This window comes from Cylindrospermum stagnale PCC 7417 (assembly GCF_000317535.1).
In the GTDB taxonomy this organism is placed as follows: Bacteria; Cyanobacteriota; Cyanobacteriia; order Cyanobacteriales; family Nostocaceae; genus Cylindrospermum; species Cylindrospermum stagnale.
On record NC_019757.1, the window covers coordinates 4633952 to 4654287 of the forward strand.

Consider the following 20336-nt stretch of genomic DNA (forward strand, 5'->3'; position numbering starts at 1 on the left):
ATCGATTACAGCATAGTAGAGTGATTAGCTGATTTTTCTGGATTTATGTCAATTTCTGGTTCATTTTTTGAAGCTTTGAATTCTTGCCAAAGCGCCTTAATGTCCTGATGAGCTTTTTCAGGGGATATTTTCCCAGATGCTTCTAAGCCGCTAATGTAGCCAATTTCTTGAGCAAAATTCTGTAGTTTGATATATGAATCTATATTTCCTGAGGTGACATGACCACAGTAGCGACAGAGAGGGGCGATGTTCGTATTTATGCTGGTCTCTTTCGGCTGCACTGTCAGTTTATCCTCTAAAAATTTTTCTTTCTCTAGAGTTATCAGCAAATTGCTGATAATTTACGCAATTGCCCCTAAAGAAAGTCGAGTGGACTTAGCGCCGAAAGAAAACCCCTCAGTATAGATACGAGGGATGCGTCATTTCTAATCTTCTTTACAGCAGTTTTCGCTTTGGTAGACCTCACACTGTAGAGACGTTGCCTGCAACGTCTCTACAAAGAAAGGTTTGAATTTCTAATAAGATAGTCCATTCACCTGAAAATTGCTGTAAGGACATCTCTACAGCCGTCAAAGTGCGATCTTACCGACGCACTACTACTAAAGTCCCCATTTGCGCCCAGTTGTACAGCTGACGCGCCTGCTTGACAGGCAAATTCACGCAACCATGACTAACTGGAGTGCCAAAACGGTTATGCCAGAATGCACCGTGAATGGCATAGCCTCTATAGAAATACATAGCGTAAGGAACATTAGCAATATCGTAGCCCCTGCCACGCATTCTGTTAGTGCGGTATTTAGAATTAATCCGATATTCACCTACGGGTGTGGGGGTCGCTCTTTTGCCCGTAGAAGTTCGGAACGAATAAACAAGTTTTTTACCTTGCCATGCACGTACGCGTTGCTCAGATAAGTCAATTTCAATCCAACGAGATGAGGAGATTTGTCTTTTCTTCGATACACTTTTGCTGTTGTTATTTACTGAAACGGCGTTAGCTGTAGCAGCGTAGGGGTCAGCTGCGATTGGTGGCGACCAAGAGAGCAAATTTGCTAGCATCAGTGCCATACCCGTACAGAAACTTCCTGAGCAACGTATCAAACTGCTGCGAATCCAGGTTTGCATGATGCAATCACCTTGTAGTTTTGCGACTCAACTTTTAGTTTGCCGTTGGGGTAGATGAAGCTGTTAACGGTTAACAGTGTTCACACTTGTCTACTGATACCCAGCTACTTCACCTATTTTTTCCGGCTTGATTTTGGCGTTATTAGTGATTATTGAACGCCTTCAATTCTAAGTAAATGAGGAATTTACTGAGAGTTGATATTTGAATTGAGGATTTTACGCAGGATTCGCCAGGATTTATGCCGATTTCTTGGGGCCAGAGATTCTAAATGCCCGCTCTATATATCATTTCCAGTTTTTTGATGCCAATTCCGGAGCATCCCAGGAGAAGATCCCGCCCTTAAACCTTGAATTGTTTTGATTTATGGTTATTTTTGATTTTGCTGAACCTGGCTGCTAATTTCTGTTTTCCTGGCTACTTCTGGATAACTACATCTGTTCCTACTGATGCCCATTTAAATAGCCATTTGGCATGATTTGGCGCGAGATTTACACAGCCGTGGCTGACTGGAGTCCCAAATCTTTTATGCCAGTAAGCACCATGAATACCGTAATTTCCCTCATAAAACATCGCATGGGGGACGTTGGGAACGTCATAGTCCCTACCCCGCATCCGAGTTGTTTTTAATTTGGATTGAATTTTAAAAGTCCCAGTGCGCGTGGGGGTGGATTTTTTACCTGAGGAAATGACGATCGCATAAACAGGTTTGCTACCTTCCCAAGCGATTAATTTTTGCTTTGAGAGATCAATGTGAATCCAGCGTTGATCGGATTTTTGTAAGGTGGCAATCGTTTGTTTAATTGTCTCGTTTGGGGAATTTGCCCAAACAGCACCCGTTCCTAGACTAGCAACACTCAAGGAGACTGCGGCACCAGCGACGAATATTTTTAAGCGCTGCATCCAATCAGGGTAATTTTGGTTTTTCATGGTGGACACCGTTAAATAATCGAGTTTTGGGATAGTTTGCACCTGTTTCTCTGCCTATGGCCGTAATAGTCCAGACTTAATCATGTCTTTATTTTAACTAATCCAAATTTCTAATTAGGTTTCTGGCCGTTTGGGCGATCGCCTCCCAATTCCCTTCAATTACCGATTTTTGGGGAAATAATTGTCCACTCAAGCCCACGGCGATCGCACCCGCTTGTAAGAATTCTTTAGCATTCTCTGGTGTCACTCCACCAGTGGGAATTAAGGGAATGTGACCCATTGGCCCTTGTAGGCTTTTGATATAGCTAGTTCCTCCCAGGGCTTGAACAGGAAACACTTTTACACAACTGGCACCTTGAGTATAGGCGGTGATAATTTCTGTGGGTGTGAGTGCACCGGGAATGATCGGCACATTTTTCGCCACCGCTGCTTGGATCATTTCTCGGTCAACGTGGGGTGTAAAGAGGAATTGCGCCCCAGCGGCGATCGCCAATTGCAACTGCTGGACATTAAACAGCGTCCCAGTCCCAATCATACAGGTGGGTAATTCGCTGCGGAGTTGACTAATTAATGCTGCTGCGCGATCGCTATTCCAGGTAATTTCAATCAGCTGCATTCCCCCAGATGCTACAGCTAAAGCCATTTGCTCCCCTATTTCAATTTTCGGGGCACGAATAACTGCGATCGCTCGGTGTTTTCGCAACTGTGATAACCAAACTTGATCAGACATTGTGAATCTAACTTTTAACCAAAAGGCTCTGACACCTCAACTACCAGCGTGACATAGGAACAGCAATATAATTCAAGCTTGCCAATTTAATCAAGCTATGGGATATTACATATACAACATAAAGTCTATCGAATTACCGTAGTTTAAATTTTAAAGGGGTAATTGCAATGACAATTGCGCGGCAACACATAGCATCCTTAGAAATAAAGCTTGATGATTCCCAGAATGTTAATTTAAGTCGCTTGTGGAAGCTAGTCCGACTGGGTGAATCACAACTACAGCGAGTTTTCTGGCACTCTCAAGCTTATGGGACAATTTTTGGGGTACTGCTGCTAACTGTGGTGAGTTTGATTTTTTTGGGGATCAATTGGGCTTATCGTCGCCTGTTTGCCACGCCGCGAGCTGTGGGGACAAATGAATGGGATATCAGCGGTAATAATTAGCGCTTTGATGGTTCACGCCTGCGTTAGAGACAGTGAGTGGTGAAGCGCTCACTACCAACTTGAATTTTGTCGCTCCCTCCATTGGTAGATCGCTACATCACGCATCATGCGCCATTAGCCAGATGAAAAGTGAGTTTGAGCTTTTTAAGCTAGCTAGATAGAAAGGTATTAGACATATTGTGGGAAAGTAGAAACGTTGCCAGCAACGTCTCTACTACAACGGTTATGCATAATGCATATTTCAAGCCGAGGGAAGCCGAGGCTTTAATTTTCACTGCTATGTCTATGAGTTTATGGGATAGGTGCAAACCCTAACTAATCTTGCATGATCGCGTGATACTTGTCGGCAAACTTTCATTTTTTCAGATTACAGGTAATTATTTGCGTTTAATAAACTCATAATTTTGAATAATTAATTACCATGCCAGATGCAACTAAAATCCACCTAGTCGATGCAGTGCGTGAGTCTGCATACCAACTGACAGGTGCAGCGGCAGACTATGACCCATTGATTAACTTAATTGGTAATGCCCGCTTTGTGCTGATAGGCGAAGCTTCCCACGGCACCCATGAATTCTACGAGCAACGGGCTGAGATTACCAAACGGCTGATTCGCGAGAAAGGCTTTACAGCCGTAACTGTTGAGGCAGACTGGCCAGACGCCTACCGTGTGAATCGCTACGTACGGGGAGAAAGTAATGATTTAACGCCTGCGGAAGCACTCGCAGGTTTCCAACGCTTCCCTGCATGGATGTGGCGCAATACAGATATTCTCAACTTTGTCAACTGGTTGCGGGAATATAATGATGAGCTTCCAGAAAATGCTACCAAAGTTGGCTTTTACGGGCTGGATCTCTACAGTATGTATGCCTCGATAGAAGCAGTTCTCAAATACCTCGACCAAGTTGACCCCGAAGCCGCCCATCGCGCCCGCGATCGCTACTCGTGCTTAGAGTATTTTGGCGAGGATGCCCAGACCTACGGTTATGCTACAAGTTTTGGACTCACCCCAACTTGTGAGCAAGAGGTGATCAATCAACTATGGGAACTGCAACGCCGGACTGCTGAGGATAGCCAAAAAACCGGTCAGGTAGAGGCGGATGAGTTATTCTCTGTAGAACAGAACGCTCTCTTGGTGAAGAATGCTGAGGCTTACTACCGTTCAATGTTTCACGGGCGGGTGTCTTCGTGGAATATTCGCGATCGCCACATGGCAGAAACTTTAGACCGCCTAGTTACCCATTTAGATCAACAAGGGAATGCTACCAAAGTAATTGTTTGGGAACACAACTCACACTTAGGAGACGCCAGAGCAACAGACATGGGGCTAAGGGGAGAAGTGAATGTTGGTCAATTGGTGCGAGAACGCTACGGCCGTGATGCAGTGTTAATCGGCTTTACAACTTACACAGGTACTGTCACCGCTGCTTCTGACTGGGGAGCAACAGCCGAACTCAAGCAAGTTCAGCCAGCCTTGTCTGGAAGTTATGAAGCCCTATTCCATCAAACGCAATTGCCCCAGTTTTTGCTATTGCTACAAGATGATTATTCGGCAATTTCTGGGTTAGGGGAATCTCTACTAGAAAGAGCCATCGGTGTCATTTATCGACCGGAAACTGAACACCTTAGCCACTACTTTTATGCACGTCTCCCTGAGCAATTTGATGCGGTGATTTATATCGATGATACCAAAGGAGTGCAACCCCTAGATCGCACCGCTTACTGGGAAATGGGTGAAGCACCAGAAACTTTTCCCTCTGCGCTCTAGATGCAATATGAACTGATGGAAGGAGTATGCCAACAGCTACAGACTTCAAAGACTATTACGCTACTCTGGGCATAAACAAAAATGCCACACCAGAGGAAATCAAACGGGCATACCGCAAACTTGCCCGCAAGTATCACCCTGACTTGAATTCTGGAGACCAGCAGGCGGAAGCACATTTCAAAGAAATTAATGAAGCTCATGAAGTGCTTTCTGACCCAGAAAAGCGGCAAAAATATGACCAATTTGGGCAATATTGGAACCAAGTGAGTCAGGGAGGCGCACCCCCACCGAGAGGCGCAGGTGTGGGAGTAGAGGGATTTGATTTTGATCAATATGGGGATTTCGACTCATTTATCAACGACTTGCTAGGACGCTTTGGTACTACCGGTAGAACTAGGCGTAGCACCTACACTTATCGCACCCCTACAGGACAACCAAGTGGCTTTGAGTCCCCTGTAGATACAGAAGCAGCGATTGCACTCACTTTCTCAGAAGCCTTTCACGGCGTACAAAAGCAGCTACAACTAGATGATGAGATCATCAACGTGCGGATTCCCGCAGGAGCGAAACCAGGGAGCCGAATTCGGATTCGGGGCAAAGGTCGTCTGAGTCCATTTTCTCAACAACGAGGAGACTTATACTTAACCGTTGAAGTTCTGCCACATCCCTTTTTTCAATTTGAAGACGATAACATTACTTGCGACGTGCCGATTCGTCCCGATGAAGCGGTGTTAGGCGCTCAAATTAAAGTCCCCACCCCTGATGGCAGCGTCAGCGTCAAAGTACCACCGGGAGTGCATTCCAGGCAATTCTTGAGACTACGGGGTAAAGGTTGGAAAAAGCCCCAAGATGGACGAACCGACTTGATAGTCAAGCTGCAAATTGTCTCTCCCAAAGATCTGAGCCAGATTGAACGGGAAGCCTACGAAAAAATTCAAGCACACAGCACTTTTGACCCCCGCGCACAATTACAAGAGGTGAGATTATGAGCGAGTTTAGCCTTTCCCAAACAGTGGTTTCCCAGGAGGGAGATCCGCTTTATTCTTTTGAATATGCGGCAATGGTGACAAAGACATCTACTACCTTGGTCGAAAGCTGTGTGCAGTTGGGATTGATTGAACCCATTGGCGTCATGCTGCATCAGCAACAAATTGAGCGTCTAGCTCAAATTCAACGTCTGCGTCAAGATTTGGGACTAAATTTAGTGGGAGCCGCAATGGTTCTAGACATGGCTCAAGAAATTGCTCAGTTACGCGCTCAGATTCAAATGTATCATGCGCTTTTTTGACACTCCCACCCCTTCAAGGGATGGGATTTTTAATTCATAAGGAGTCCAACAATTTTGCCCTCCTCTTAAATTTAGATGATGTTTGTAAATAGGACTTACGCACACCCTACGAATTCTTGGCGATTTTTGCGTAAGTCCTGTCCTGTTCCCTCCTTTTTAAGGCTACGGTATGCACACAAGTTTCTCTCAATGCAATTTATGGTTGCGAGAACACAGGAAACAAAACCTCACCCTGGTTCTGCTGTGCAAAACCTGTCCCTCTCCTTGGCAAGGAGAGGGATGTCCGTCAGGACAGGGTGAGGTTTTTCAAGGCTTTTGGGTAATTTGATAACTTGTGTGTACACGGTAGCCTTTTTAAGGGGGGCTAGGGGGGATCTCAATATTTTTGACCAATCTATCAAAAAAGGCTAACTGCTCTCTAAATTGTTCAATTTCAAGTAAATATATGAGTTCTTTTTCACCTAGCAACTTATCTGTTGGTAGTTCTTCCAGACGCTTGTTAATCCGACCAAATAGTTTTTCCAAATCTTCTATAGCTAGGTTGATGTCAGAATTATCCGCTGCTTCACCATATTGTTTAATCCAATCTTTTAATTGCCGGATAAATAATCTTGTCTGTCCCGCCATTCTTGAATAACGTTGAATTAATTTCAGAATGATTCCCGGAAATTTAAATTTGGTAAAGAAGGTAAATGCTTCATTAAATACTTCTGTTCCCAAATCACCCAATCTAGCAATCATTAATCTTTTGACTTTCTCTAAAATTGCTTGAGTTTGTTTACGCTGATAAGGTTCCAGCATCTGCAACGCTTGATGTAATTGACCAATTTCATCTGGTGTTATTCTGGCTAATATATGAGATTGTCTTTCAGGTACTTTTTCTTCTTGTTGCTGTATTTCTGCTTGTGAAGTTGGATTAACTGCTAACTTTTGCTGATTATCAGCAGTTACGACAGTTAACAACCGTTCTTGTTCATCTGATGATTGGTGAATATCTGGAATAAGTTCAACTTGGTTAATTGCTTTTTCTGCCGACGCATCCCCATAAATCACAGACATTATCCCCGGTAGGTATTCGTCCATCATCGTCACGTTGGCGTAAACTAACTGTTTAATCAGGGCAAAACTAAGTCTGTCTCCTTCTACATCAATACCAGTCTTGTAGCTAATTTCCCCATCGTCAAAGTCTAACTCAAAGTTGCCGATAAGTATGCCAGAATTGGCTATACTATCCTAAGTTGGCCAGTCACCTTCTAAGTATAGTTTGATTAGACCTGCGTGCGATAAAGGACGCGACAAGTTATTTATATCAGAGTTAGTTTCGTAATCTAGCAAAATAACTGTTTGCTCCGCTTCTAGATGTTTCAGTTTTTTGAGCAAGTCTTGAACACAGTTCTCCAGCACCCATTGATAGGATGGTAAATAGATTTGCCGACGTGCTTCTCCATAGGACAGAAGCTGATTACCAGTCAAACCAGTACGATGACCTAGTACCTTTCCATATTTCCTTTCTGAACGCTTGATGCCTTTCATATCAGAAATTAACAGTTTAGAAGCATCTATATCTGTAGTCTCAAAAACTTTTAACCCTTGCCAAATACCTTCAACTGTCATGCTAAATTCTCCAGGTGAAAACGGAACTGGAATTCCTCCATGAGGGTAAAAAGGGCTGAAGTAAACCCAAGGTTCAGGAGCGCGGGAGGTAACATCAATGATGGCTGCATAACCATAGCGTTTTTTTAAACTTTCGGGTGGCATATGACGACTCTTGATAACCAGCGGCATACCTTGTCTCCCAGATATCAGCTATCGGAAATGTCAAATGAACTCACAATCTCTCCTGTCCGATTAATGTACACTTCTGTATCAGGTTTACTGTTTCTAGTCTTTTGTCCAGGTTCGGCAATCATCGCTGTTGTAAGTTCGGCAAATTCTGAATTGTGAAAAGGATCTCTAGGCTGAAGATAACTATTGAAACTACTAATAAATGAAAACTGAGGAGAAAGTATTACCTTTCCCTGATCATTTAGCAATCCCCATTTATTATTTTGCCTAAATGGAGCAATTCCATAATTAAATAAACCAATTTCCTCATATAAAGGTTCGATAACCCATTGATTTTGTGTATTAATAACCCCATATTTTCTCTGCCATTTTTCTTCTTTTACCCCCCATTTTTTGACAATGCACAAACCTTCATGAAACCCAGAAGAATAGGCAAATCTTCCTTCAAATGCCAGATTTCCAGCGGTATTGATAAATCCTATATTATCCAACTCATGTTCCTGATCTGATTGGGGAAGTAAAACCTCACAAAGACCATTTCTAAATCCCTGAGAAAAGAAATTGATTTTACAAGGGATGGTTTCTAGCCTTTGACCTGTTTTATCAATAAAAAATAACTCTTCAGCTTGAGAAACTTGCTCAACCGGACGAACAAGGGCATATCCATCTTGAAATCGCTGTGCTATTTCAAATCGAATGTCAAAAAGTTCTTTGCCCTCCTTATTGATATAACTCCATCCTTCCTCATAAGCAACAGCAGCTATTCCTTCGCTGAATCCTAAACTGACTTCTCCCTCATAATCTATCTCAAATTGAGGAGGAATCTTAAATTTTCCTGATTTATCTATAAAACCGACTTTTCCATTGATCTCTTCAAACTGAGCTAGTTCTTCACTAAAGGACAAACAAAAGTAGCAAGGTTGCAAAGGGATAATCTCCTCACCTTTGGAGTTAATATATCCTTGAAATCTGTTATGTTCTAGATTAAGATCATAATCATAAAATTTTTCGACTATACATCTATCTTCAACAAAACGTCCTACAAGGTCGTAGGTAGGTTCCACAACCAGTTCGCCTTTTGCATTGATAAAGCCATACTTATCATCTTTAACTACTGGATAAAGCATAATAATTAACATTTATACTAATATTCTGGTGTAAGATGATCCCGAAGAATGTCTTGGAATTTTTCAATAATCTCGCTGTCATTCTTAGATCTATTCGTATTATAGTAGATTTCTAATTTGTCGTATAATTTTTCATCATTTTTTACGATATTAACATTTTTTACAATATCAATTTGTCGTCTTCTAACTTTGTTAGGGACTGTACCTTTGGGAGTTTGTTGTTCGGTTTCTTGTGCCTTATTTTTTTGTCCTTTTTTAGATTTTTTAGTGTCTATGCCTTGGGGAGCTTGGTCTTGACTAGTAGGATCAGTCCCACCAGTCGTCATAGCCATTGTGGCAAAAGCAGGCATCGTTTTATTAGAATTGTTAAGTAAGATTAAATTAGTGATGTGAGATGGTGGATATCTAAAGGGTTCTGCTGCTAGAGATGCTATCAGCATAGCTGTTCTGTCTATCGCAGTATTTTTTCCAAAACGAATATTTTCTAATAAAGCGAATAATTGGCCCACTGTGACATTTGTAAAGCGGCTATATTCAAATCCGCTTACCTCTTTTTGGGTGGTGAGCTTTCCGTCCTTCGTAGTTGTAATTCCTGCTTTCGTCGCTACCTGCAAAGGATAAACATAATTATTCCTATTCTGATCAATAAAAAATTTGTTGCCCCCTACTGTAATGACATTTTCTGTTCCTCTGGTCGCATTTCCATAATCGGCTTGAATCCGAGCAATAGTTGTTTGAATTCCTTCAGGTAATTTAGACGAATCTTGATTTTCTTCTTGATTTTCTGTCTTGCTTTGTCCTCGATAAAAATGCTTAGTAATTTTTCCTAAAGCCTGTTCTATTAGCTCATCAAGATGATTATCTAATTCCCCTTCTTTATGGAAAAGCTCATAATCCTTTTCCGTGTCATTAGGTTTGATTGCTATATGCAGATGCAATCCTGGAGTCTGCTTATCTGTTTGTTTAGATTTGGTTAAATCAATAAATAGCTTAATTCCTTTCCTAAGCTGAGGGGAATAGATTTTCTTTAACTCATTCGCTTCTTTTTGTTTCAATTTTAAGTATTGATTTACCCCTCCTGATTTCTGTTGATCAGGCTTTAGTCTCTCGTAAATCTTATCAGCGATCGCCTCATGCTTTTTCTGTTCAGCAGGTGAAGTGGTCTCAGCTTTCTTGTTTGCTTTATCTTTATCTTTATCCTTACCAAATCCAAACTTATCTTTAACTTTATTACCTAACTTATCAAATTTATCCTCAACAGCAGCTTTCTTCTTACCACCCCAATTCTTAGCTTTCTCCAATTGATTAGCAAAACCCTTACCCAACTTACTCTGCTTAAACTTATCTTTCGCCCTACCCCCCAGTTCTGCCGCCTTATCCTGCACCTTCTCCAACTGCTTACCAGGCCATTCCTTCGCCGCATCGATTTTATTCTTGAAAACCTGCCGCTTCTTCTCCAAAGCATCTAACTTCTTATGAGCGGCATCCTTAACACTTGTTAAAGCCTTACCTGCCTTAGTATTCAGAAGCCGATTCTTCTGTTTTTCAGTTGCTTGGTGAACAGCTTGTTTCTTGTCATCAAAGAATTTTTCGCCGGCTGCTTTCTTATCCTCAACAAACTTCTTACCAGCTTTGTATTTCTCCTGAGCCGCATTCTTAACGCCAACTACCTTACTACCAAACTTAGTTTTATTGAACTTGCCACCAACTTTGTTAGCAACCTTTGCACCTTTGTCAATCACCCAATCAACAGCTTTGGTTACTGGTTGACGAACTTTCTGAATAATGCCTTGAATCTTCTGGCTAATACCACCCAAACCCAAAAGACTGGCTAAGAAACCTAACGCTACTGGTAAGGAACGAGCTAGAGCACTTTCAATAGCTTGGATGGCTTCCCCAACTGCACCAGATGCGATCGCACTTATTGAGCTAGTAACCGCCCCAATCAACGCTGCAATCTGTGATCCACGCTCGATAAAGAACTTGACGATATCAATAATCATCTTGCAAGCTTTGACAAACGCCGACGCCGGAGTTAACAAACTCAGCACCCACTCTACCCCAGCCTGCACAATCGAGGTCATAACAAAGTTCTGGATGCCATCCATCACCGTCGTCTTAAGATCACCAATCTTGTCTTGAATTAGATGCCAAATCCCAGCTAATCCCTGAGTAGGCAAGACTTTAAACGTCTCCTCACTCTGTTCCAGATAGGCAACCTTTTCTTCACCCAGTTTGTTCGCTGCTCGTCCACGGATGAAGTCATAGCTGAAACCCAAAACCTGAGTCACCAAGCTAAAGATGCCTTTGACATCAAAGCTTTCTGGCATCTGAAGTCCTGCCCCACCGATTGTCCCTACGAGCCAACCCATCAATCCTTGTTGCAGATATTGCCCGATATTGTTGACAAAGTTCAAAAAGCCTTGCTTGACTGCTTGGATGAAATTAGTCAGGAATTGAATCGGGTTTTTCAGGATGTCCATGACGGCTGCGGCTGCTCCTGCTAAGGCACTTAGGAGCAAGTCCTTCATTTCCAAAATTGTCTTAATGACTCCCATAAAGGCGTCTGCTGCCTTTTGCAACAGTCCTTTATTTTCTGACTTCATCTTCTCGATGCTGTCATCTACGGCTTGCAGGTTTTCTTGATATTTCTCTGCTAGGGTATTAACTAGTTCATCTTGTTTGTCGTTGACTTGTTGCTGTAGGTCGTCAAATTTGGTTTGAATTTCTGCTGCTGCTTCTTGACCAACTGCTTTTAAATCTTCTGGTAGTTGTTGTATGTAGGTTTGGATTTCTTGCTTGCCGTTGGTAATTTCAGTTTTTGCCTTGGTTATGCCTTTGCTGACGATCGCAACTACGTTATTGATCACACCATCCATTTTGGCAATGTAAAGCTGCCGTCCCTGTTCATAGAAAGCATTAACCTCACTTGGCAGACCCTTAAATAGATCTTCTACCCACTGTAATTTGCCTGTCACGCCACTGTAACGCTCATCCTTATAAGCGTCCATCTTCTGCTTAACATAATCCTCAAAGGCTTTCTTCGCCTCACCCGCACCAGTATCAAACCCTTGCAACACTAGAGAATCTAAATCAGCGAGACTTTGCTCAACTTTGGTTTTAGTGTTTTCGTAAATTTTATTAATGTCACCAGCAATCTTAGTTCGTGCCTGCTCATCCTTACCTTTTGCTTCTGTCTGCTGAGTTGCTACCTGACCTAAGCTTTGTGTGCGCGTCCCATGCATCGCCTGTAGCAGCTGTTGTGCTGTGCTAACAGCGGTATTTTTCGCATTAGATATCAGTCCTTCTTCTTGCTGGCGATACTCTTGGGGAGCTTGGGCTGCACTGGTTTGTGCTTCTTTCTTAGCTGTGAGTGCCCCTTGAAACTCTGGTTCATTGGAGTTTGACAACTGCTCCTCAGTTACATTTGCTTCAGCCATTTGCTGATCTAGTTTTTGGCTTTCAGCTTGCAGCGGTGCTTCCACTTCACCCTCACCCTTAGGCTTAGGTGCTGCCTTATCTGCACCAATGTCCGATGGTGCAGCACCAGGGTCATTTGGTGGTAATGGCGTGACTTGTTTCGCCTCAATGCCACTGGTATCAGGTGTTTCCTTTGCTTTCTCTTCCAGTGGATCTTTAGAGGCTTTTTGCTCCTCTTTTACTTGTCCACTCAATTCTCCTTTAACTGAGTCTAGCTGGTTATTGTTCTTAAAATCGTCAGCTTCTTGCAGGTTTTTGGGCGCCATATCTGCAATCCGCGCCATCAGTTTGGCTTTGAAGCCGGCAGCGTCAAATTCTGGAGTTTCCGCCTGCCCCATCTCTCCAACTTGATTGGCTTGCGCTTTGCTATCTACTTCATTGCTAGGAGATTCAGCAGCCGCTTGGGCTTCCTGGGCTTTGCCTTGAGCCGGTGGGTGTTCTTTATGTAGTTCCCCAATTCCTTTAGCGCTGCTGATTACTGCAAGATATGCTGAGTCACTTTCAGCAGCAGCCGGAGCCTGATCTCTGCCAGTGGCTGCCGCGCCTTTACCTGCTTGGACTGTAGCTGGAGTACCTGCACCACCCTTTATCCCTGCTTGGGGAGCTAATGCCGCACCTTTACCTGCTCGGACTGTAGCTGGCATATATCAAACTTGGAGTCAGCCTAATAGAAAATATTTATTAACTAGAAGCCAATCCATCTGGAGGATTTTCAGGGAGATTTTTGACAAATCTATCAAAAAAGGCTAACTGCTCTCTAAATTGTTCAATCTCAAGTAAATATATGAGTTCTTTTTCACTTAGCAACTTATCTGTTGGTAGTTCTTCCAGACGCTTGTTAATCCGACCAAATAGTTTTTCCAAATCTTCTATAGCTAGGTTGATGTCAGAATTATCCGCTGCTTCACCATATTGTTTAATCCAATCTTTTAATTTCTGTATAAATAATCTTGTCTGTGCCGCCATTCTTGAATAACGTTGAATTAATTTCAGAATGATTCCCGGAAATTTAACTTTGGTAAAGAAAGTAAATGCTTCATTAAATACTTCTGTTCCCAAATCACCCAATCTTGCAATCATTAATCTTTTGACTTTCTCTACAATTGCTTGAGTTTGTTTACGCTGATAAGGTTCCAGCATCTGCAATGCTTGATGTAATTGACCAATTTCATCTGGTGTTATTCTGGCTAATATATGAGATTGTCTTTCCGGGATTTTTTCTTTTTGTTGCTGTATTTCTGCTTGTGAAGATGGATTAACTGCTAACTTTTGCTGCTCATCAGCAGGTACGACAGATAATAACTGTTTTTGTTCATCTGATGATTGGTGAGTATTTGTAATTATTTCAATTTGGTTAATTGCTTTTTCTGCCGACACATCTGTAGAAATCACAGACATTATCTCTGGTAAATATTCATCCATCGTGGCGATGTTGGTGTAAACCAACTGTTTGATAAGTGCAAAACTAAGTCTGTCACCTTCTACATCAATACTGGTTTTGTAGCGAATTTCGCCATCGCTAAAGTCTATTTCAAAGTTGCCAATAACTATACCAAAATTAGCTCTAGCAATAAACTCTGCTACAGCCATTCGCTGAGTTTCTGGAGCATTGAGGGGACAAACTGAATAAAAGACGAATTGTTCCTCTTTTTCTCTAGCTTCGGCGTAGCAATTCCATTTGCCATTCTCTCCCTTATACCCTAAACGCAAGGCTAGTTTTCCTTGAATTTTGGTGAATGGCCAATCATCTTGGGTGAAGAAGTTAACTATTGCCTGAAAAATTGGTTGTGTTAAAGTGTTGTTGTCAGGAGTTGGTTCTGGGGTATCTTGGGTTAATTCTTGGAAGAAGCTAGATATTGCCCCGATGGTTTCATTGGCGAATTCTTTAGCAGTAGCATTCAGACTACCACTAACTAAATCTTTGAAGAAGTCGGTGATACTCTCAGATATTTCTTCACTGGAAGGTGTTTCTCCTGAAAGGGTTTTGGGACTAGCATAAGACCAAAATGTCCGGTAGCCTGTTTCACCTGATTCCTGTTGCTGTTTGACTGATAAGGCTAACCAACTTTCTGTAGATAGTAGGGAGTATGGAGATTTGGGATTTTCAGATAGTTCGTTATTTTTCTGGATTTCAGATATTAATTCAGGTTGTTGTTGGCTGAGGTTTAAAAGGTAGGTTGCTGCTTCATCAGCGTTGGTGGCGTTCTCTAGTAAGAGGGGGAGTAAGTCGGGTTTGAGAATGGCTTCAATTTGGATGTCGGGTGAGGGTTGGAAGTCGCCGTTGGTGAGTGGGGTGCGTAGTTCGGGTTTGAGGTTGAATAAGGCTTCGGTTTCGATGCGTTGGTAAAGTTCTGGGGTTACGCAGAAGGTCAGATGACACTCAATTATGTTGTCATCTTGTCTGGTTAGGGACAGGGTGATTGTGTGAACGGTTATGGAGAAGGATGAGGATTTATGTAGGATTAATTCGGTATACAATTGATAATTTTCAGTTTTGACTTCCATAGAAACTTATATTGCTTGATAGTCTTGCCATCTCTCATTAAAGGCAATGGCTTGGCACGTTGTGATAAACGTGAACGATAATTTATCGCTTTTTTTATCAAAAAATAGTAAGCTTTTTCAGCTTATTTAATAACTACTCCCCAATTAAATATTCTGATTTGTTTGTGTGGTAATATCTCTACTAAATATTTAAAAATATAAGTAAATTTTTACTCATCTTGTAAATTGTTTTTATTTTTTCGGCGAACGTTGATAACGATATCAATACTTCAGAAGTTAAGAATGTATGAAGTGGTTATATCATTCCTAAAGTTTTTTGAATTTTTGGGCTTACCTCATAGATATTTTCTTCAGTAACTATAGGCATTTCTTTTTGTTTCTTCTCGACAGCGATCTTGATATGATGAACCAATTTAGTTACATCTTCTATCCCGATGATCCAGGTATTTACATAGTCTAGGACTACGCTACCACGAATGCCTAATTGTAACGCACGATTTTCCAGTTTTCGCAGCGATAAATCGCGGTCTGGGTCCCATTGATAGCGCACCTCTGACTGGTCTAAACTTCGTCGCCACTCTTCTTCTGATGTCAATATATTTGGGTCAAATAGTGTAGGTATTGCCTGGGAAAGAATAGTTTGGAAACCTTCATGGCTAAGTTTTATTTTGAGTATGCGTTCTTGTCTGTGCTTGGTGGCGTAGCATGAACGGTAAAGCATCCAACCAAAAGAAGGCTTGATCCAAGTCATCCTTTCTAAATTAAAGCCTTTACCAAAGGTTCCTTTACGCACAGCTTCATCAGCAATAGAAGGTTTGAAAGCTTGATATACAAAAATACCTTCTTTGTCGAACTCTGCCAAAATTTTTCGTTGCATAGCAATCATCAAGAAGTCGTAGCAGGTTTTTCAATTGCCTGTAGTTCTGAAATAGCGTCTTCGACTATTTCTCGCAGATATTCATCATTGTGAACCCACTCACTACTTAGAATATCTCGCAAAGTAGGCAAAGCTTTTGTTTGCTCCCAGCATATAATACCATCGATTAAGCATTCGAGATTATCAGGATCTTCCTCTTCTTTAAGTTGTTCTATGAAGACAGGCGCAGCTTCGGTAATATTGAGTTCAAGCAAAAATTTAATAGCTGCTTTTCTGACTCGGTAAACAGAGTCTTTGAAACAACTAATTATCAGATATTTCGCTTCTTGTGCATTAAAAAGCAATAGCGCATTTATTGCCTTAGCTCGTGCCATCCCCCCCAATTTTCCTACAGAATGATCAAGCTCAATAGCAGACATTAATGCGGGAATAGTACGCGGGTCATTCAAGTTATCTAGAATATCAACATACTCCTCCTTGTCACCTGTTTTGTCACTGTTAAGAGCAGCAGAAGCCAATTCGATAGTAGTAGACTTGTTATTCTTTGATATAGCCCACAGGATTAATTGCAACTTACGTTCATCCTGAACATAGAGAGGATTATTTTGTTTCAGGATTTCTTGTGCAGTTTGCACAAATGCACAAGCACATTCAGGCTCCATCTGTTTTAACATTACAAGACAATCATTCCAAATATCAACTTGTTGTTGTATACTTTCTGATTGCTTATCCAGACGACTAAGTATATCTTGAAGTTGATCTTCGCATTTCATATTATTTACTTATTTTTCTTTTTAGCTTGTTTTTTCGTCTTATTCAAGGAAGCTAATAAGTCATCCGGTTCCTGAAGATGTCTATTCAATCCAGGCATGAAAAGGTTCTCTAAGATTTAATGCCTCTTGAAAGACTGCCGATACTGCTTCTAACATACGCACATATTCACTGTTTTCATACAAATCGGGAAGTTCTTCTGTGGCTTCTGGATGAATTGGTTCGGAAGCATTAATAGATTGCTGCAAATCAAAAATAAATTTAATAAGCTCGTCTAATTCGCTCTGCTCATAATAGACAAAATTATTTTCATCATCATTATTAGTCGCAAAAGAGTAAAAATTAAGCTTATCAGAATATTCTGAATTAATTGACTTTGCATAATCAATTATTAGTTCCCAATGCCCTCTTGGAAGAGTAACACAACGCCCATTATGCCAAGGAGATGAAGCAATAGGTAGAGAAGTATCTTCATCTCCAGGTGCTACAAAAAATTGCCAAAATTTGTTCATAAGAAAGAAGAATGTTCAACGTTACTACACATGGTGAGTCTTGATTACCTCACCATCAATATCAATATGGTTACTGAGATGAAAGCCGTCAATAATAGCATAGTCACTGTAAGTATCTGTCACAGGAATAATACCCAATTTATCCTGAATTTCCTTGAGTGCAGATTCTAGTCTAGGTGCATTAAGCTTCGATACTTCTAACTGTGGCTCCGCTAAGAGATTGTAAGGAAGCCAAGCATCACTCTGAGTGCATACATTGACAATGTGGGCATCTAGTGTTTTCCCCCCAAGCCAAATAACATCAGGTTGCTTCTCAGGATTACCTTTAGCATCTAAAACAATACCCATTCCTAAGATGTAGATATCAATAGGATAAAGAAAAGAACGTTTTTGTCCTAGTTGATCTAATTTTTCCCCACAACAAGCTAAAAATCCTCGATGATCAATTGATATTGTTTCAGTAGGTTCTTCTATCTTTACTAAGGTATTACTATCTTGATCATAGTTTAGCCAGCCAGAGAATATTACTTGTTGAGGTTCTAATAACTGATGAACTTGCAGCACCTCAATTACTAATTGACACATTTGTAAAAGCTGAAATAGCTCGGACAAGTTGTTGGGAAAAACTAGACACTGACGATTCTCAAACCACCAGTCTGCGACCACACCGATTTGCCTATTAATTATCATTTTTCTTCTCCTTGACGTTTAGAAAGTTTCTTCATGTCCATCAGAAAATTTGACTCTTAGTTTGATTTCTGGGTATTGGCTCTTAAATGTTTCTTGAATGCCTTTCTCTCTTCCGTCAGACTTAAATTCATCCCATGTACCATTATTCACTTCTATAACCAACCATTTTTCTTCTGCTGGTGCGTTCTCTAGTTGCTTGGCAGCACTAGTTGCATTCTTGGCAATGCTGCTATTATTTGCAACATATTTTAATTGGTAAACCATCGACCATGAACCATTCATATCTACTACTGCTACATCAATGTCATAGTGAGGCGTATTGGATTTTTTCTCAAATTCTAATTTCTTATATCCCGCTTTCATAAGAGAATCTGCTTCTTTCATTGCCATTAAAACAGATGGCAGCATTGAGGGTTGCTTAAGTTGTTGCAAAATATCTTTGTATCCAGAGCAATGATCGAATAGACCTAATGCGATATAATTGCCGATAGCAGAGCCACCACCCACAGCTTTTAAGGTTTTAGCAATCTTATCTATATCTCCGGGACTTGAACCAAAAAAGTTTAAACTTACTAGCTTTGTTTTTACTGTCGTATCCCCTGCATCTAAGGATGGTAGAGGAACTGTCAAAGTTGGATTAATTTCAGCATGAACTTGATAAATATTATCTTGCCCTTTAAAAAGTTCAATTTTATTAAGAGTGTATTTTTCTTTTATACTGGGCAATTGAGTTTTAATTGATTCATATGTAGCATCAGGCTGACGTGATATTTCTTCTGTCTGTTTAACAGCAGCGTTCAAATCACGTTCTTTTTCAGCCAAAGTTCGATTATCTTTGCTAAGTCTATCAGTAGATATTTCATCTGTGACTACAGTATCGTTAGGTGCAATCACCACTTTAAAGTCTAAGTCTCCATCATTCTTATCCTTAGCAGCATTTTCAAAGTGAACACTGAGCTTAATGCCTGGCTTTAGTTTCTTTGTATAAGTTTGTTCAATTTGCTTGGCTTGTGCTTCTTTCTCTTTTCTGAGAGTTTCATAATCTTTACCTTCCCCTCTTGTTTGTTTCAATTCTGATGCTGCTTGTTTAGCAAGAGCCTTGTGATCTGTTGTTTCGCCTGTTGCACCTGTTGCACCACCTTTACGCTTAAACAACCTCTTCGCCTTTTGCAGTAGCTTCTCGATCGCCTGATCAATCCGCAAACGTATCTTCTCAACAATACCCTGCACCTTCTTCGCCAAATCTCCCACACCCAACAACGAAGCCAAGAAACCAATTACCACAGGTAGGGATTTAGCCAGGGCAGTTTCCACCAACTTAGCAGCACCACCAACAGCACCAGATGCGATCGCACTTACCGCATCAATAACCGCATTCACCAAATCCATAATTTGGCTACCACTATTGATGAAAAACATCACTATATCGTAAATTGCCATCGCCGCCTTGACAAACGCCGAAGCTGGATTTAATAACCCGATAATCCATTTCACCCCAGCCGTAATTACCTGAGTAATCACCATCTCCTTAATCTGTCCGATTACCGTTTATTTCAACATTTATAAACTGAAGTATAATTCTTTTCTCATTTCAAGAAATTAATAGCAATTCACACCCTAGTAGCTATATTTCACCCCATTCATTTACCCGCTCATCAAAAGAAGTAATTCCCCCTAACTGATTACATATATTCTCTATAGCCAGAGCATAAGCAGCACCATTTATAAAGAATGATTCAGGAAATGTACCAAGAACAATTTGTATCTGATAAAAATTTTCACCTATTTCAAGATTATATAATTCTGGTACTGGTGCTGAAATATCTTGGGCTAGCTGTTGAATTTTCTCAGAGTTTTGAACTGCAACTTTTGCTTTTTCGGCAGATGTCTTGCTTTGGAAATCTGCAATAATTATACATCCAATTTCTTTCTGATTATTGTTTTCATTACATTGTGAATCGAGAGCGTATGCGTAAGTTTCAATGTCTTCTTCAGATATTTTTGGTAGCTTATCAATGTGTCCATTTAAATTAATTACTACTCGCCAGACTTTTGTCCAATAATCTTGCCAATCTTGTGATTCTAAATCTCTGTAGTAGTTAGATCGATAAGCAACAATATCCCAAGATTTTGGCTCAATATCAATACCAATATCTGCCAAAAGCTGAATATAGAATTCTTTAGGTTCTGTAGGAAAATCAAGGGTAGCAATTGGAGTGATGTTAAAGGTGATAATGCTAGAAAATTCATCTTTCTGTTTTAAAGATGGATGCCATATTATATAAGTAGGATCTTGTTCCATAATTTACC

Annotated in this window: 19 protein-coding genes; 4 read left to right on the forward strand and 15 right to left on the reverse strand. The window is 40.9% G+C overall.

From position 1 onward, the window contains the following. Positions 1-5 precede the first annotated feature (5 nt). The 4 genes from CYLST_RS19435 to CYLST_RS19450 form a co-directional block, all read right to left on the reverse strand. Entirely contained in the window at positions 6-281 is a 276-nt protein-coding gene (locus tag CYLST_RS19435) for a DUF7219 family protein (protein WP_015209440.1), read from the reverse strand. Between the two features lie 301 nt (positions 282-582). Continuing rightward, a complete protein-coding gene (locus CYLST_RS19440) occupies positions 583-1122 on the reverse strand; it encodes a L,D-transpeptidase (RefSeq protein WP_015209441.1) in 540 nt (179 codons plus the stop codon). Positions 1123-1537: 415 nt separating this feature from the next. Continuing rightward, positions 1538-2050, reverse strand: a complete 513-nt coding sequence (locus CYLST_RS19445; RefSeq protein WP_015209442.1) for a L,D-transpeptidase — start codon at positions 2048-2050, stop codon at positions 1538-1540. Between the two features lie 97 nt (positions 2051-2147). Further along, positions 2148-2780 (reverse strand): bifunctional 4-hydroxy-2-oxoglutarate aldolase/2-dehydro-3-deoxy-phosphogluconate aldolase, encoded by a 633-nt coding sequence (locus tag CYLST_RS19450; protein WP_015209443.1) that lies wholly within the window; start codon positions 2778-2780, stop codon positions 2148-2150. A gap of 167 nt (positions 2781-2947) precedes the next feature. On the opposite strand from CYLST_RS19450, the gene CYLST_RS19455 reads away from it, so the two are divergent. The 4 genes from CYLST_RS19455 to CYLST_RS19470 all read left to right on the forward strand — a co-directional run bounded on the left by CYLST_RS19455 (position 2948) and on the right by CYLST_RS19470 (position 6279). Beyond that, the gene (locus CYLST_RS19455; protein WP_015209444.1) at positions 2948-3223 is read left to right on the forward strand and encodes a hypothetical protein; all 276 of its coding nucleotides are present in this window, start codon (positions 2948-2950) and stop codon (positions 3221-3223) included. Between the two features lie 421 nt (positions 3224-3644). After that, a complete protein-coding gene (locus CYLST_RS19460; RefSeq protein WP_015209445.1) occupies positions 3645-4991 on the forward strand; it encodes an erythromycin esterase family protein in 1347 nt (448 codons plus the stop codon). 26 nt (positions 4992-5017) lie between these two features. Then, positions 5018-5980, forward strand: coding sequence for a DnaJ C-terminal domain-containing protein (locus CYLST_RS19465; RefSeq protein WP_015209446.1), 963 nt, complete (start codon positions 5018-5020; stop codon positions 5978-5980). Then, positions 5977-6279: a chaperone modulator CbpM gene (locus CYLST_RS19470; RefSeq protein WP_015209447.1), complete on the forward strand. Its 303-nt coding sequence runs from the start codon at positions 5977-5979 to the stop codon at positions 6277-6279. The genes CYLST_RS19465 and CYLST_RS19470 overlap by 4 nt, the downstream gene beginning before the upstream one ends. A 354-nt stretch (positions 6280-6633) precedes the next feature. Here the strand turns inward: CYLST_RS19470 and CYLST_RS19475 are convergent, their stop codons facing one another. The 11 genes from CYLST_RS19475 to CYLST_RS19525 form a co-directional block, all read right to left on the reverse strand. Further along, positions 6634-7365 carry a hypothetical protein gene (locus CYLST_RS19475; RefSeq protein WP_245587405.1) on the reverse strand — a complete coding sequence of 244 codons (732 nt, stop codon included), beginning with the start codon at positions 7363-7365 and terminating at the stop codon, positions 6634-6636. A gap of 147 nt (positions 7366-7512) precedes the next feature. After that, entirely contained in the window at positions 7513-8064 is a 552-nt protein-coding gene (locus CYLST_RS19480; protein WP_015209449.1) for a DUF6939 family protein, read from the reverse strand. Between the two features lie 17 nt (positions 8065-8081). Continuing rightward, positions 8082-9203 (reverse strand): WG repeat-containing protein, encoded by a 1122-nt coding sequence (locus CYLST_RS19485; RefSeq protein ID WP_015209450.1) that lies wholly within the window; start codon positions 9201-9203, stop codon positions 8082-8084. Positions 9204-9208: 5 nt separating this feature from the next. Beyond that, positions 9209-13315 carry a phage tail protein gene (locus CYLST_RS32385; RefSeq protein WP_015209451.1) on the reverse strand — a complete coding sequence of 1369 codons (4107 nt, stop codon included), beginning with the start codon at positions 13313-13315 and terminating at the stop codon, positions 9209-9211. Between the two features lie 37 nt (positions 13316-13352). Next, positions 13353-15176: a type III secretion system chaperone family protein gene (locus CYLST_RS32780; protein ID WP_015209452.1), complete on the reverse strand. Its 1824-nt coding sequence runs from the start codon at positions 15174-15176 to the stop codon at positions 13353-13355. Between the two features lie 295 nt (positions 15177-15471). Continuing rightward, a complete protein-coding gene (locus tag CYLST_RS19500) occupies positions 15472-16053 on the reverse strand; it encodes a DUF4291 domain-containing protein (RefSeq protein ID WP_041233750.1) in 582 nt (193 codons plus the stop codon). 8 nt (positions 16054-16061) lie between these two features. Beyond that, positions 16062-16826 carry a HEAT repeat domain-containing protein gene (locus CYLST_RS19505; protein ID WP_015209454.1) on the reverse strand — a complete coding sequence of 255 codons (765 nt, stop codon included), beginning with the start codon at positions 16824-16826 and terminating at the stop codon, positions 16062-16064. 81 nt (positions 16827-16907) lie between these two features. Further along, positions 16908-17336 (reverse strand): hypothetical protein, encoded by a 429-nt coding sequence (locus CYLST_RS19510; protein WP_015209456.1) that lies wholly within the window; start codon positions 17334-17336, stop codon positions 16908-16910. Between the two features lie 24 nt (positions 17337-17360). Then, entirely contained in the window at positions 17361-18026 is a 666-nt protein-coding gene (locus tag CYLST_RS19515) for a hypothetical protein (RefSeq protein ID WP_015209457.1), read from the reverse strand. 18 nt (positions 18027-18044) lie between these two features. Next, a complete protein-coding gene (locus CYLST_RS19520; RefSeq protein ID WP_015209458.1) occupies positions 18045-19550 on the reverse strand; it encodes a hypothetical protein in 1506 nt (501 codons plus the stop codon). Positions 19551-19650: 100 nt separating this feature from the next. Next, on the reverse strand, positions 19651-20328 hold the full coding sequence (locus tag CYLST_RS19525; RefSeq protein WP_015209459.1) for a hypothetical protein: 678 nt from the start codon (positions 20326-20328) through the stop codon (positions 19651-19653). Positions 20329-20336: the final 8 nt, after the last annotated feature.